Raw genomic sequence first — 14,354 nt, forward strand, 5'->3', positions numbered from 1 at the left:
GGGCGCATGACCAGCACGCTGTCCGCCGTCGCCGTCGACTGCCGGGACCCCGAGACCCTCGCCCGCTTCTGGTGCGCCGCCCTGGGCTACGTCGTCCACGGCGAGGCCGAGGGCTACGTGGGGATCGTGCCCGCGGAGGGCCGCGGCCCGCACCTCGACTTCGTGCTCGTCCCCGAGCCCCGGACGGTCAAGAACCGGCTGCACCTCGACCTGCGCGCGGTGGACACCGACCAGGACGCGGAGGTCGCGCGGCTGGAGTCCCTCGGCGCCCGCCGCGTGGACGTGGGGCAGGGCCCCGAGGTGACCTGGGTGGTGCTGGCCGATCCGGAGGGCAACGAGTTCTGCGTGCTCGCCGATGCCGAGGACGCCTGACCCGGCGGGCTCAGGCGACCACTCCGTCCACGTAGTACCACCGGCCGTCCTCGCGCCGGAACCGGGAGCTCTCCCGCTGGGTCCCCCGGGCGCCGCCCGCGCCGCGCCAGTGGGCGGTGAAGTCCACCCGGCCCTCGTCGTCGAAGGGGCCGCCGCCCGTGGTCCCGTGGACGTCCAGCCGGGTCCAGCGCAGCGCGGGGTCCAGGCCCACCGCGTCCGGGCGCGTGGCAGGGTGCCACGTGGCCAGCAGATAGGGCTCGTCCCCGGCGGCGAAGGCGCTGAACCGCGAGCGCATGAGCAGCTCCGCCGTGGGCGCCGGGCGGCCGCCGTGGAAGCGGCCGCAGCACGCGCCGTAGGTCTCCCCGGTGCCGCAGGGGCAGCGGGCGTCGTCGTCGATCATGCCTCCGATCCTCTCACCGGCCCCGCTCCCGCTCCCGCTCCGGGGCGCGAGGTTGCGGACGACGGCCACCGGACGCGTTCCGGTGGCCGTCGTCCGCAACCTCGCGGAGGGAGGACTCGCGCAGGAGGAGTCGCGCAGGAGGAGTCGCGCAGGGGAGAGGGCGCTCAGGCCATCCAGCCCTCGACCACGCCCTTGCCGAAGAACACCACGAACGCCGCCGCCACGACGTACATCAGCGGGTGCACCTCTTGGCCCCGGCCCTGCACGAGCCGGATGAAGACATAGGAGACGAAGCCCGCGCCGATGCCGTCCGCGATCGAGTAGGTGAACGGCATGACGGCGAACGTCAGGAAGGACGGCACGGACAGGCCCCAGTCGTCCCACTCGATGCGCACGACCTGCTTGGCCATGAGGAAGCCCACCACGACCATGGCCGGGGCCACGGCCTCGAACGGCACCACGTTGACCAGCGGCGTGATGAACATGGCGAGCAGGAACAGCACGCCGGTGACCACGTTGGCCAGGCCGGTGCGCGCGCCGTCGGCGATGCCGGTGGAGGACTCCACGAAGATCTGGTTGGAGGACACCGAGCCCGCGCCGCCGGCGATCGCGCCCGCGGCGTCCACGAGCAGGATCTTGTCCACGTTCTGGATCTGACCGTTGCGGCCCACGAGCCCGGCCTGCTGGGAGAGCCCGACCATCGTGCCCATCGCGTCGAAGAAGATCGAGAGCAGGATGGTGAAGATCAGCAGCGCCGCGGCGAGCGCCCCGAGGCTCTGGAACGCCTCGAGCGGGGCGGCCGAGCCCACGAGGGAGAGGTCCGGCAGCGCCACGAAGGAGGTGGGGGCCGCGGGCACGACCAGCGACCAGCCGGTGGGGGCGTCCACCGAGGAGCCGGACGGGACGACTGCCTCGAGCACGTGGGCGAGGACCGTCGTGGCGACCACGGCGATCAGGATGGCGCCGCGGACGTTGCGGACGATCAGGGCCACGGTCAGCAGCAGGCCGACCACGAACGTCAGCATGGGCCAGCCGAGCAGCGTCCCGCCGTCGCCGAGCTGCACGGGCACGGTGGTGCCGGCGGCGTCCGGGATGCGGCGCACGAAGCCGGCGTTCACGAAGCCGATCAGGGCGATGAACAGCCCGATGCCCACCACGATGGCGGTCTTCAGAGAGGCCGGCACGGCGTTGAACACGGCGGTGCGGAAGCCCGTGAGGACCAGGACGAACATGATCAGGCCCGCCCACACCACCAGGCCCATCACCTGCGGCCACGTGAGCTCCGGGGTGGTCACGATCGTCACGGCGAGGAACGCGTTGACGCCCAGGCCGGTGGCGATCGCGAAGGGCGCGCGGGCCACGACGCCCATGAGGATGGTCAGCACCCCGGCGACGAGCGCCGTGACCGCGGCGACGCGCTCGCCGCCCAGGACGTTGCCGGCGCCGTCCGGTCCGTAGCCGAGGATCAGCGGGTTGAGCACCACGATGTAGCTCATCGCGATGAACGTCGCCACGCCGCCGCGGACCTCGCTCGTCACCGAGGAGCCGCGCTCGCTGATCTTGAAGAAGCGGTCCAGGCCGTTGCGCGGCGGGCCGGAGGGAGTCTCCGTGGAGACGGAAGCGGAGGATGCCATGGTGGTCCTTCAGGCACTCGACGGGAGGGAGCGGGACTCCACGAGGGGGCGCTCCCGGGCTGACGGCGGCACCGTTGCCACCGGGACGACACTACCTGCCCGCGTCCGGGCGCGTCCCGGCCGGAACGTGCCGCGGGACGGGACGCGGTCCCGCCGGAAGCCGGGGCGCGCACCCGGCGCAGGACGGGACGCGGACCCGCCGGAAGCCGGGGTGCGGTCCCGCCGGAAGCCGGGACGCGCACCCGGCGCCGGGCGACCCCGGCGCCGGTCCACCGTGGCTCCCGGGCGGGGACCGGGGCCACGCGCCGGGAACCGGCCGGGAGGCCCTGCTCCGTTGGAACACTGACCGGGCGGAGCCCGTTGACGTGGTCGTGGGCGCCGCACGAACCGCGGCGCACGCCGACACCGACCACCGACCAACCGAGCACCGCGGCCGGCCGGCGGCACCGCCGCACAGCACGGCCGCACGAAGGAGTGCACACCTCATGAGCCAGCCCTCACCGATCCCTCCCACCGCCTCCGGCAACTACCGGATCCTCCGCAGCGTGCCCACCTACGACGCGGCGCAGGAGATCGTCGACACGCTCTCCGACGCCGGGTTCCCCGTGGAGCACGTCCGGGTGGTGGGCACCGGCCTGCGCTCGGTCGAGCAGGTCACCGGGCGGATGACCAACGGGAAGGCCGCCCTCTACGGCATGGTCTCCGGCGCGTGGCTCGGCCTCTTCGTGGGTCTGCTCCTCGGCCTCTTCGCCGTGGGCGCCTGGCTGAGCGTGGTGCTGTGGGGCGTGGCCCTGGGCGCTGTCTGGGGCCTGGTCCTCGGCCTCGTGGGCCACGCGGCGACCGGCGGGCGCCGGGACTTCCGCAGCATCCAGGGCTTCGAGGCCGACGCCTACGACGTCCTGGTCGACGCCGAGCACGTCGACGACGCGGCGGCGCACCTCGCCGGGGAGCGGCCCACGGCCTGAGCCCCCGCCCACGGCACGGCACGGCGCAGCGGCGCAGTACAGCACAGCGCAGAGCGGGACGGCCCCTCGGGCCCCGGCCCCGCCCCTCCGGGCGGGCCGGGGCCCGATGCCGTGGCACATGACGGCCGCCCTGTCCACCCCTGTGTCAAGGGGAGACGGTTCATGGCGGTTTGTGACGATCGGCGTGACTGTCCTGCCGGACGCGCGAACAATCGACGCCATGACACAGACGACGCGCGCGCCCCGCGCTGCCCGGAAGCCGAAGCCCGAGGGGCAGTGGAAGGTCGACGGCCGGGATCCCCTGAACCCCAACGAGGTCTTCAAGCAGGCCGACGACGGGCTCAACGTGCGCACCCGGATCGAGGAGATCTACTCGAAGCACGGCTTCGCGTCGATCGACCCGCAGGACCTGCACGGGCGCTTCCGCTGGTGGGGTCTCTACACCCAGCGCCGCCCGGGCATCGACGGCGGGAAGACCGGGTCCCTGTCCGACGCCGAGATCGAGGACGAGTACTTCATGATGCGCGTCCGGCTCGACGGCGGGGCCCTCACCCGCGAGCAGCTGCGCGTGCTCGGGCAGATCTCCGCGGACTTCGCCCGGGACTCGGCCGACATCACGGACCGCCAGAACATCCAGTACCACTGGATCCGCGTCGAGGACGTCCCGGAGATCTGGCGCCGGCTCGAGGACGCCGGCCTGGACACGGTCGAGGCCTGCGGCGACGTGCCGCGCGTGATCCTGGGCTCCCCGCTCGCCGGGATCGCCGAGGACGAGATCATCGACCCCACCCCGGTGATCGAGCAGATCAAGTCCACCTGGATCGGCTCCCCGGAGTTCTCCAACCTGCCGCGCAAGTACAAGACCGCGATCACCGGCCACCCGTCCCTGGACGTGGTGCACGAGATCAATGACTGCGCGCTCGTGGGCGTGGTCCACCCCGAGCTCGGCCCCGGCTACGACCTGTGGGTCGGCGGCGCCCTGTCCGTGGTGCCGTTCCTCGGCAAGCGCCTGGGCGCCTTCGTGACCGAGGAGCAGGCCCCCGCGGTGTGGAAGGGCGTCACGAGCATCTTCCGCGACTACGGCTACCGGCGGCTGCGCAACCGTGCCCGGCTGAAGTTCCTGGTCCAGGACTGGGGACCCGAGAAGTTCCGGCAGGTGCTCCAGGACGAGTACCTCGGCTACGAGCTCGCCGACGGCCCCGCGCCGGAGAAGGCGGCCACCCCGGGCGACCACATCGGCGTGCACCGGCAGAAGGACGGCCGGTTCTACATCGGCGTGGCCCCGCGCGTGGGCCGCGTCTCCGGGGCGAAGCTGCTGGCCCTGGCCGACGTCATGGCGAAGTACGGCTCCGACCGGCTGCGCACCACCCCGCACCAGAAGCTCGTGCTGCTCGACATCGCGGAGGCCGACGTCGAGAGCGCCGTCGCGGACCTCGACGCCCTGGACCTGCAGGCGAAGCCCTCGGCGTTCCGCCGCTCGACCGTGGCGTGCACCGGCATCGAGTACTGCAAGCTCGCGATCGTCGAGACCAAGCAGACCGCCTCGGACACCATCGACGAGCTCGAGCGGAGGCTCGACGGCGTGGAGCTGCCCCACCCCATCTCGATGCACGTCAACGGCTGCCCCAACTCGTGCGCCCGCATCCAGACCGCGGACATCGGGCTCAAGGGCCAGCTGCTGCCCACCGAGGACGGCGGGCAGAAGCCCGGCTACCAGGTCCACCTGGGCGGCGGGCTCGCCGACGACGACCGGGCCGAGGCCGAGCTGGGCCGGACCGTGCGCGGGCTGAAGGTGTTCCAGGACGACCTCGCCGACTACGTCGAGGGACTGGTCCGCCGCTTCCTGGCCCAGCGGACCGAGGACGAAAGCTTCGCCGAGTGGACCCGCCGGGTCGAGGAGAGTGAACTCGCATGACCGCCACCGACACGGGCACCCGCCCCGCCCTGCGCGACGAGCAGCAGCTGCGCGCGCTCGCGGAGGCCGGCGCCGCCGCGCTGCACGCCGAGCTCGACGCCGAGGGCAGGGTCCCGGCCGAGGGCGAGGCCTCCACGGAGGAGGCCATCCGCTGGGTGGCCGAGAACTTCGACCTCCGCAACGTGACCGTGGCCTGCTCGATGGCCGACGCCGTGCTCCCGGCCCTGGTCGCCGAGCAGCTGCCCGGCGTGGACGTGCTCTTCCTGGAGACCGGCTACCACTTCCCGGAGACCATCGGCACCCGGGACGCCGTGGCGCACATGCTCGACATCACCGTGGTGGACGCCCTGCCGGAGCTCACCGTGGCCGAGCAGGACGAGAAGCACGGCAAGGACCTCTTCGCCCGGGACCCCGGCCTGTGCTGCGCCATCCGCAAGGTGGCGCCGCTGAAGAAGTCCCTCGAGGGCTACGAGGTGTGGTTCACCGGCGTGCGCCGGGACGAGTCCTGGACCCGCACCAACGCCCCGATGGTGACCTTCGACGAGACCCACAAGCTCGTGAAGGTCAACCCCATGGTGCGCTGGACCCTCGACGAGCTCGTCGAGTGGTCGCAGGACCACGGCGTGCCCACGAACCCGCTGATGGCGGAGGGCTACCTCTCCATCGGCTGCGCCCCCTGCACGCGGCCCACGGCCCCGGGCGAGGACCCGCGCGCGGGCCGCTGGGCGGGCCAGGACAAGATCGAGTGCGGGATCCACCTGTGAGCGCACCCACCACGACGGAGGCGAACGTGACCACCCCGACCACCGCCCCGGCCCCCGCGGAGGCCGGCGTGCACAGCAGCCTCGACGCGCTCGAGGCCGAGTCCATCCACATCCTGCGCGAGGTCGTGGCGGAGTTCGACCGCCCGGCCATGCTGTTCTCGGGCGGCAAGGACTCGGTGGTCATGCTGCACCTGGCCGCCAAGGCCTTCTGGCCCGGACGGATCCCCTTCCCCGTGCTGCACGTGGACACCGGGCACAACTTCCCGGAGGTCCTGGACTTCCGGGACCGCACCGTGGAGCGGCTCGGCCTGCGGCTGGTCGTGGCGAGCGTGCAGGACTACCTCGACGACGGCCGGCTGCTCGAGCGCGCCGACGGCACCCGCAACCCCCTGCAGACCCTCCCGCTGCTGGACGCCATCGCGGAGCACCGGTTCGACGCCGTGTTCGGCGGCGGCCGCCGCGACGAGGACAAGGCCCGGGCGAAGGAGCGGATCCTGTCCCTGCGCGACGAGTTCGGGCAGTGGGACCCCCGCAACCAGCGCCCCGAGCTGTGGAACCTCTACAACGGCCGGCACACCCCCGGCCAGCACGTGCGGGCGTTCCCCATCAGCAACTGGACCGAGCTCGACATCTGGCGCTACATCGAGCGCGAGAACATCGAGCTGCCGCCCATCTACTACGCCCACGAGCGGGACGTCTTCCGCCGGGACGGGATGTGGATGGCCGTGGGCGAGTTCTCGGCGCCGGCCGGGGCCGAGACCGTGGAGCGGCAGACGGTGCGCTACCGCACCGTGGGGGACATGTCCTGCACCGGCGCCGTGCTCTCCGGGGCGCGCACCGTGGCGGACGTGGTGGCCGAGGTCGCCGTGTCCACGCTCACCGAGCGCGGGGCCACCCGCGCGGACGACAGGATCTCCGAGGCCGCCATGGAGGACCGCAAGAAGGACGGGTACTTCTAGACATGACTTCCCTCAGCACCGCCGCGCCGGCGGCCGAGCACGTCCCCACGATCGACCCCGGCTCGCTGTTCCGCTTCGCGACCGCCGGCTCCGTCGACGACGGCAAGTCCACCCTGGTGGGCCGGCTGCTGCACGACGCCAAGGCGATCCTCGCCGACCAGCTCGAGGCCGTGGGCCGCACCTCCGCCGAGCGCGGGTTCGGCGGCGGCACGGGCCGGCTCGACCTCGCCCTGCTCACCGACGGCCTGCGCGCCGAGCGGGAGCAGGGGATCACCATCGACGTGGCCTACCGCTACTTCGCCACGGACCGCCGCTCGTTCATCCTCGCCGACTGCCCCGGCCACGTGCAGTACACGAAGAACACCGTCACAGGCGCCTCGACGGCCGACGCCGTCGTGCTCCTCGTGGACGCCCGGCACGGGGTGGTCGAGCAGACCCGCCGGCACCTGGCCGTCGTGTCCCTGCTGCGCGTGCCGCACGTGGTGGTCGCCGTGAACAAGATCGACCTCGTCGACTACGACCAGGAGGTCTTCGACCGGGTCGCCGCGGACGCCACCGCCGTCGCCGCCCGGCTGGGGGTCGTGGACGTGCACGTGGTGCCCGTCTCCGCCCTCGAGGGCGACAACGTGGTGGAGCCCTCCGCACGGACCCCGTGGTACTCCGGGCGGCCGCTGCTGCGGGTGCTCGAAGAGCTGCCCACGGTGGACGAGTCCGGCCGCGGCACCGCGCGCCCCTTCCGCTTCCCCGTCCAGTACGTCATCCGCCCGCAGGGCGGCACGGCGCCGGGCGCGGACGCCGAGCAGCTGCGGGACTACCGCGGCTACGCGGGCCAGATCGCCTCGGGCACCGTCGCGGTCGGGGACGAGGTCGTGGTCCTGCCCGCGGGCCGGCGCACCACGGTCACCGGCATCGACGTGGCGGGCACCGCGCCCGCCCCGGGGGCGCCCCTGCCCGGCGAGCAGCTCACGGAGGCCGCGGCGCCGCTGTCCGTGACCCTGCGGCTGGCCGACGACATCGACATCGCCCGCGGCGACCTCGTCGCGAGCGCCGACGACGAGCTCCCGGAGCCCGTCCAGGACCTCGTCGCCTCCGTGGCGTGGCTCGGCGCGCGGCCCCTGCAGCCCCGCGCCCGCGTGCTCGTCAAGCACGGAGCGGCCACGGTCCAGGCCATGGTCACGGAGCTCGAGGGGCGGCTGGACCTCGAGGAGCTCGTGCTGCGGGACGCGGCGACCCTCGAGCTCAACGACATCGGGCGGGTCCGGCTGCGGCTGGCCTCCGCGCTGCCCGTCGACGCCTACGACCGGCTGCGGCGCACCGGCGCCTTCCTGGTCGTCGACCCGGCCACCGGCAACACGCTCGCCGCCGGGCTCGTGCGGGACGCCTGAGGTGGGCCGGCAGCAGCCGCTGGACCTCGCCACGGTGACGGCCGGCCGCGGCGGGCGCCCCGCCGCGGCACGCCGTCCCGGCTGGCCGCTGGTGCTGACCGCCCTCGCGCTCCTGACCGCCCTCACGGCCGCCGCCACGTGGCTGCGCGCCGACGGGACCTTCGCGGCGTGGGAGCAGGCCGCCGTCGAGACCTCCGACGCCGGGGCGCTGCGGCTGGGATACTTCGGCAACCTCACGCACGGGCCCGCCCTGGTGGGCATCGAGGAGGGCCTCTTCGCCCAGGAGCTGGGCGGGACCGAGCTGTCCACCCAGGTCTTCGGCAGCGGGCCCACCGCCGTGGAGGCCATGAACGCCGGGACCCTGGACGCCGCGTTCGTGGGCCCCAGCCCGGCGATCAACTCCTACGCGCAGTCCGGCGGGGAGTCCCTCGCGATCGTGGCCGGCGCGGCCTCCGGCGGCGCCCAGTTCGTGGTGACCGGCGACGTCACGGGCGCGGACGACCTCGCGGGGAGCACCCTGGCGACCCCCGAGTTCGGGGGCACCCAGGACGTCGCGCTGCGCACGTGGCTCGCCGGACAGGGCTACGAGGTCGACGGCGACGGGGAGCGCTCCGTCGCGATCACCCCCATGCCCAACGGGCAGGCCCTGCAGATGCTGCGGCAGGGCCAGATCGACGGCGGCTGGCTGCCGCAGCCCTGGGCCACCCGCGCCGTCCAGGAGGAGGGCGCCCGCGTCCTGGTGGACGAGCGGGACCTGTGGGCGGCCGGCCGGTTCCCCACCACCGTGCTCGTGGTGCGCCGGGACTACCTCGAGCGGCACCCGCAGACCGTCGAGCGGCTCGTCCGCGGCCTGCAGCGCTCCGTGGACTGGCTCGAGGCCCGCGAGGACGACCCCGTGGAGGTGGCCGGCACCCTCAACGCCGGGCTCGTGCGGGCCGGCACCGAGGCCCTGCCGCAGACCACGCTGATCGACGCGCTCGACGCCCTCGAGTGGACGGTCGATCCGCTCCCCGCGGCCTACCCCGCCCTGCTCGCCGACGGCGTCGCGGCCGGCACCACCCAGGACGCCTCGCTCGAGGGCCTCGTGGACGAGCGGTTCCTGGCGCGGGTGCGCCCCTCCGCCGCGGCGGGGGAGGGGGCACCGTGACGGCGATCCGGCTCGAGGGCCTGAGCAAGAGCTTCGGCCCCGCGGACGGCCCGGTCCTGGAGGACGTGGACCTGGAGGTGGAGCGGGGCCAGTTCGTGGCGCTGCTCGGCGCCTCCGGGTGCGGGAAGTCCACGCTGCTCAACATCGTGGCGGGGCTCGAGGAGCCCACCGGCGGCTCCGTGACCGTCCCCGCCGAGGGCGCGGCCCTGATGTTCCAGGACGCCGCCCTCTTCCCGTGGCTGAGCGCGCGCCGCAACGTGGAGCTGGCCCTCGAGCTGCGCGGCATGCCGCGGGCCGAGCGCCCGGAGCGGGCCCGCGAGCTGCTCGAGCTCGTCCGGCTCGGCCACGCCGGGGACAAGCGCCCGCACGAGCTCTCCGGCGGAATGCGCCAGCGCGCGGCCCTGGCCCGGGCCCTCGCCCAGGAGCGGGAGGTGCTGCTCATGGACGAGCCGTTCTCCGCGCTGGACGCCATCACCCGGGACCTGCTGCACGACGAGCTGCTGCGGATCTGGCGGGCCACCGGCCGCACGATCGTGTTCATCACCCACAACGTGGGCGAGGCCGTGCGCCTGGGCCAGCGGGTGCTGCTGATGTCCTCCCGCCCGGGACGGATCGTCCAGGAGTGGGACACCCGCCCGTGGAAGGACCCCGACGCCTACGGCTTCGAGGGCAACGCCCAGTCGCTCGACGACACGCTCGGGGAACTGACCCGCACGATCACCGCACGACTCCGGGAGGAGATCAGCCGCCATGCCGCCTGAGACCGCCGCACCCGCCGTCCCGGCCCGCCCGGCCGCGGCGCGCCCCGCCGTCGCGCACCCCCAGGCCACCGCGGCCCCGGCCGGCGCGCGCCCCGCCGCCGACGAGCTCGCGGGGCTCGACGCCCTGCAGACCGAGCGCACCCGCCGCACGTCGGGGGCCGAGGTGCTGCGCACCAAGGTGGCCCCGCCGCTCGTGGCGCTCCTGTTCGCCCTGCTGCTGTGGCAGCTGCTCGTCGCCGTCCTCGGCCCCCGCCCGGACGTGGTGCCGGGCCCGCTCGACGTCGCCCGCCAGGCCGCCGCGCTGCTCTCCGAGGGCACGGTGCTGGGCGCCCTGGGCACGAGCCTGTGGCGCGGGGTCAGCGGGTTCCTGATCGCGGTGGTCGTCGCCACCCCGCTGGGCCTGCTCGTGGCGCAGTGGCAGGGACTGCGCAACGCCGTGGGCCCGCTCATCTCCGGGCTGCAGGTGCTGCCGTCCGTGGCGTGGGTGCCCGCCGCGATCATCTGGTTCGGGCTCTCCGACGCCACCGTGTACTTCGTGGTGCTCATGGGCGCCGTCCCGTCCATCGTGAACGGGATGCTCGCGGGCGTGGACCAGATCCCGCCGCAGCTGCGCCGCGCCGGGCACGTGCTCGGCGCCTCGGGCTGGACGATGGCGAGCCGGATCGTGCTGCCCGCGGCCCTGCCCGGCTACGTGGCCGGGCTCAAGCAGGGCTGGGCGTTCTCGTGGCGCTCGCTCATGGGCGCCGAGCTCATCGCGATCGGCGGCTCCATCGGCTTCGGCCTCGGCTCCCTGCTCGCCCAGGGCCGGACCGTGTCGAACATGGCCGTGGTGATGGTCGCGGTGCTCGCGATCCTCGCCGTCGGCATCCTCGTGGAGCTGCTGTTCTTCAACCCCGTGGAACGGCGTCTCCTGCGCGGGAGAGGGCTGCTCGGCCACCGGTCGTGAGCCTGCTCACCCAGGAGATTCTGCGCTTGATTCACTACCCTTGAACCCGATCTACGATGCGCGCGGTGGACGCCGTGCGCGCAATCGAAAGGAACCCACGTGGCTGACACCACCACCCGCCCCCTGCGCGTCGCCGTGATCGGCGCCGGCCCGGCCGGCATCTACGCCGCGGACATGCTGACCAAGTCCGAGCCCGTGCAGAACGGGGAGCTCGAGGTCAGCATCGACCTGTTCGACCGCTACCCGACCCCGTTCGGCCTCATCCGCTACGGCGTGGCCCCCGACCACCCCCGCATCAAGGGCATCATCACCGCGCTGCGCGCCATCCTGGGCCGCGGCGACATCCGCTTCTTCGGCAACGTGGAGTTCGGCCGGGACCTGACCCTGGCCGACTTCGGCACCCACTACGACGCCGTGATCTTCGCGACCGGAGCCGTCTACGACGCCCCGCTGAACATCCCCGGCAACGACCTGTTGGGCGTGCACGGCGCCGCCGAGTTCGTGGCCTGGTACGACGGCCACCCGGACTTCCCGCGCACCTGGCCGCTCGAGGCCCGGGAGATCGCCGTCATCGGCAACGGCAACGTGGCCCTCGACGTCGCCCGCGTGCTCTCCAAGCACGCCGACGACATGCTCGTCACCGAGATCCCCGGCAACGTCTACCAGGGGCTCAAGGCGTCCCCGGTCACGGACGTGCACATCTTCGGCCGCCGCGGCCCCGCCCAGGTGAAGTTCACCCCCCTCGAGCTGCGCGAGCTCGCCAAGTCGCGCGACGTCGACATCGTGGTCTACGACGAGGACTTCGTCTACGACGAGGGCTCCGAGCAGGCGATCGCCGAGAACAACCAGGTCAAGGTCATGGTCAAGACGCTCGAGAAGTGGCGGGCCGACGACGCCCCGAAGACCGCCTCCCGCCGGCTGCACCTGCACTTCCTGCAGAGCCCCCGCGAGGTGCTCGGGGAGGACGGCCGGGTCACGGGCCTGCGCATGGAGCGGACCCGGCTCAACGGGGACGGCTCCGTGTCCGGCACCGGCGAGCACATCGACTACCCGGTGCAGGCCGTCTACCACGCGGTGGGCTACCTGGGCTCCCGGCTGCCCGAGCTGCCGTTCGACGACGGCCGCGGCGTGATCCCCAACGCCGAGGGACGGGTCCTGGCCGAGGACGGCACCGTGCTGCACGGGCTCTACGCGACCGGCTGGATCAAGCGCGGTCCGGTGGGGCTGATCGGCGCCACCAAGTCCGACGCCCTCGAGACGGTCACCCACCTCCTGGAGGACCGCCCGGTGCTGCCGGGCGCCACCCGCCCCGACCCCGAGTCGGTCGACGACCTGCTCGAGGCCCGCGGCGTCGAGTACACCACCTGGGAGGGCTGGCTGGCCCTCGACGAGTACGAGCAGGACCTCGGGCAGTCCTCCCACGACGCCGAGGGCAACCCGCGCGAGCGCGTCAAGGTGGTCGAGCGCGAGGAGATGGTCAGCGTCTCCCGCGAGGGCGTGGCGGAGCCGGTCTCCTCGCCCGTCTGATCCGCGGCTCCCTGCCGCCGTGCCGCCTCTCGAGGGGCCGCGTCCTGCCGGGCGCGGCCCCTCGAGCCGTGCGGTGCCACCCGTGCGGCTCCGGGCGGTGGGACCTCGCGCGGGGCCTACAGGCCCAGCAGCCCGCGGACGTGGTCGTTGAGGAACACCCCGTCCGGGTCCACCGACGCCCGCACGTCGAGGAAGTCCTGGAACCGCGGGTACACCGAGTGCAGGTGCTCCGCGCCCTGCGTGTGCACGGTGCCCCAGTGCGGGCGGCCGCCGTGGGCCACGAAGACCTCCTCGGCCGCGGCGAAGACCTTCGGGTCGTACCTGCGCCAGTACTGGCGCAGCGCGATCCAGCCGGTCTCGCGGCCGTGGGCGGGGGAGAGCCAGGCGTCCTCCGCGGCCGAGCAGCGCACGTCCACCGGGAGCGAGAAGGAGTAGTCGCGGCGCTCGATGAGCGTCTGCAGCTCCCGGAAGGCCCCGACGAGCTCCTCCGCGGGCAGCGCGTACTCGGAGGAGACGAAGCGGGTCCGGCGCGGCACGGTGAACACCCGGAAGGAGAGGTCGCTGTACTGCCGCGGGCTGTTCGTGTAGGCGTCGAGGCGGTTGAGCCCCGGTGTGGAGCGTGGGAGGACGGTGGCCAGCTGGTTCAGCCCCGCGGTGAGGGTGTTGCGCAGCAGGGCGTCGTCGAGCCGGCGCACGGTGCGGGCCACGGGGGAGCCCGGCCGCGTGAAGGAGTCCGGGAGCTTGTGCAGGCGCGTCAGGATCCGGGTCTGGGCGGTGGCGGTGCCCGGGGTCCAGAAGAACTCGAAGTGGTCGGCCCCGGACATCCGGCTCCCCAGGGTGTCCACGAGCTGGCCGAGAGGCTCCTTGAGCTCCGCCGCGTGCAGCCGGAACGTCGGCTCGCAGGCCAGGGTGGCGCTCGCGACGATCCCCACGGCGCCCAGGCCCACGCGGGCGGCCTGGAACAGCTCGGGGCGCTGCTCGGCGGAGCACTCCACCAGCTCGCCGCGCGCCGTGACCAGGCTCAGGGCGACCACCTGCTGGGACAGGGAGCCGAAGCCCAGGCCGGTCCCGTGGGTGCCCGTGGAGATGGCGCCGGCGACCGTCTGCCAGTCGCTGTCCGGCAGGTTGGTCACGGCCAGCCCGTGGGCGTCCAGCTCCTGGTTCAGGTCACGGATCGTGGTGCCCGCGAGGACCGTGACCCGCTGGTTCTCCCGGTCGACGGCCGGCAGCCCGGACAGCTCGGAGAGGTCGAGCATGACGTCCGGGGCGAGCGGCAGCGCCGAGAAGCTGCACCCGGAGCCCACCGCGCGCACGCCCAGTCCGCGGCGCGCGGCGGCGGCGACGCCCTCCGCGAGCTCGGACACCGAGGCGGGGCGCAGCACGTGCCGGGGGGTCACGGAGTGCGTCCTGCCCCACGTGGCCCACTCTCTCGTCCCGGTCTCGCCGGGCAGGGCGTCGGGCAGCGAGACCTCGCTCATCGGCGGGACCGTCCTTCCTCGCAGGCAGGTGCACAGTGCGCCCTCATCCTCTCATCCCGGTGCCGCTCCGGCGCCCTGCGGGGGCGGGTCGCCGCCGTGCC

At 73.7% G+C, this 14,354-nt stretch carries 13 protein-coding genes; 10 read left to right on the top strand and 3 right to left on the bottom strand.

All coding sequences use genetic code 11. The features are described 5' to 3' along the window. The first annotated feature begins 6 nt into the window (after positions 1-6). The gene (locus ACPYN7_RS05560) at positions 7-372 is read left to right on the top strand and encodes a VOC family protein (RefSeq protein ID WP_058875515.1); all 366 of its coding nucleotides are present in this window, start codon (positions 7-9) and stop codon (positions 370-372) included. Between the two features lie 10 nt (positions 373-382). Here ACPYN7_RS05560 and ACPYN7_RS05565 read toward each other — a convergent pair whose 3' ends face one another. After that, positions 383-772, bottom strand: a complete 390-nt coding sequence (locus tag ACPYN7_RS05565) for a YchJ family protein (RefSeq protein WP_424346968.1) — start codon at positions 770-772, stop codon at positions 383-385. A gap of 164 nt (positions 773-936) precedes the next feature. Beyond that, the gene (locus ACPYN7_RS05570; protein ID WP_424346969.1) at positions 937-2,406 is read right to left on the bottom strand and encodes an NCS2 family permease; all 1,470 of its coding nucleotides are present in this window, start codon (positions 2,404-2,406) and stop codon (positions 937-939) included. A 485-nt stretch (positions 2,407-2,891) separates the two neighbouring features. Here ACPYN7_RS05570 and ACPYN7_RS05575 point away from each other — a divergent pair, with 485 nt between their 5' ends. The 9 genes from ACPYN7_RS05575 to ACPYN7_RS05615 all read left to right on the top strand — a co-directional run bounded on the left by ACPYN7_RS05575 (position 2,892) and on the right by ACPYN7_RS05615 (position 12,775). Continuing rightward, positions 2,892-3,371, top strand: coding sequence for a general stress protein (locus ACPYN7_RS05575; protein WP_058875512.1), 480 nt, complete (start codon positions 2,892-2,894; stop codon positions 3,369-3,371). Positions 3,372-3,591: 220 nt separating this feature from the next. After that, positions 3,592-5,286 carry a nitrite/sulfite reductase gene (locus tag ACPYN7_RS05580; protein ID WP_424346970.1) on the top strand — a complete coding sequence of 565 codons (1,695 nt, stop codon included), beginning with the start codon at positions 3,592-3,594 and terminating at the stop codon, positions 5,284-5,286. After that, entirely contained in the window at positions 5,283-6,050 is a 768-nt protein-coding gene (locus tag ACPYN7_RS05585) for a phosphoadenylyl-sulfate reductase (protein WP_424346971.1), read from the top strand. Before ACPYN7_RS05580 ends, ACPYN7_RS05585 begins: the two co-directional genes overlap by 4 nt. Positions 6,051-6,076: 26 nt before the next feature. Continuing rightward, positions 6,077-7,009, top strand: coding sequence for a sulfate adenylyltransferase subunit CysD (gene cysD / locus ACPYN7_RS05590; protein WP_058875552.1), 933 nt, complete (start codon positions 6,077-6,079; stop codon positions 7,007-7,009). A 2-nt stretch (positions 7,010-7,011) separates the two neighbouring features. After that, positions 7,012-8,394 carry a sulfate adenylyltransferase subunit 1 gene (locus ACPYN7_RS05595; RefSeq protein ID WP_424346972.1) on the top strand — a complete coding sequence of 461 codons (1,383 nt, stop codon included), beginning with the start codon at positions 7,012-7,014 and terminating at the stop codon, positions 8,392-8,394. Position 8,395: 1 nt separating this feature from the next. After that, the gene (locus ACPYN7_RS05600; protein WP_424346973.1) at positions 8,396-9,541 is read left to right on the top strand and encodes an ABC transporter substrate-binding protein; all 1,146 of its coding nucleotides are present in this window, start codon (positions 8,396-8,398) and stop codon (positions 9,539-9,541) included. Further along, complete coding sequence (locus ACPYN7_RS05605; protein WP_424346974.1) at positions 9,538-10,302, top strand: ABC transporter ATP-binding protein; 765 nt, start codon at positions 9,538-9,540, stop codon at positions 10,300-10,302. The genes ACPYN7_RS05600 and ACPYN7_RS05605 overlap by 4 nt, the downstream gene beginning before the upstream one ends. Beyond that, positions 10,292-11,248 carry an ABC transporter permease gene (locus ACPYN7_RS05610; protein ID WP_424346975.1) on the top strand — a complete coding sequence of 319 codons (957 nt, stop codon included), beginning with the start codon at positions 10,292-10,294 and terminating at the stop codon, positions 11,246-11,248. Before ACPYN7_RS05605 ends, ACPYN7_RS05610 begins: the two co-directional genes overlap by 11 nt. Positions 11,249-11,347: 99 nt before the next feature. Next, positions 11,348-12,775, top strand: a complete 1,428-nt coding sequence (locus tag ACPYN7_RS05615) for an FAD-dependent oxidoreductase (protein WP_424346976.1) — start codon at positions 11,348-11,350, stop codon at positions 12,773-12,775. A gap of 116 nt (positions 12,776-12,891) precedes the next feature. Here the strand turns inward: ACPYN7_RS05615 and ACPYN7_RS05620 are convergent, their stop codons facing one another. Beyond that, positions 12,892-14,253 (bottom strand): D-arabinono-1,4-lactone oxidase, encoded by a 1,362-nt coding sequence (locus tag ACPYN7_RS05620; RefSeq protein WP_424346977.1) that lies wholly within the window; start codon positions 14,251-14,253, stop codon positions 12,892-12,894. Positions 14,254-14,354 lie beyond the last annotated feature (101 nt).

The sequence above is a fragment of the Kocuria sp. CH-021 genome (genome assembly GCF_049716185.1).
Classification (GTDB): Bacteria; Actinomycetota; Actinomycetes; order Actinomycetales; family Micrococcaceae; genus Kocuria; species Kocuria cellulosilytica.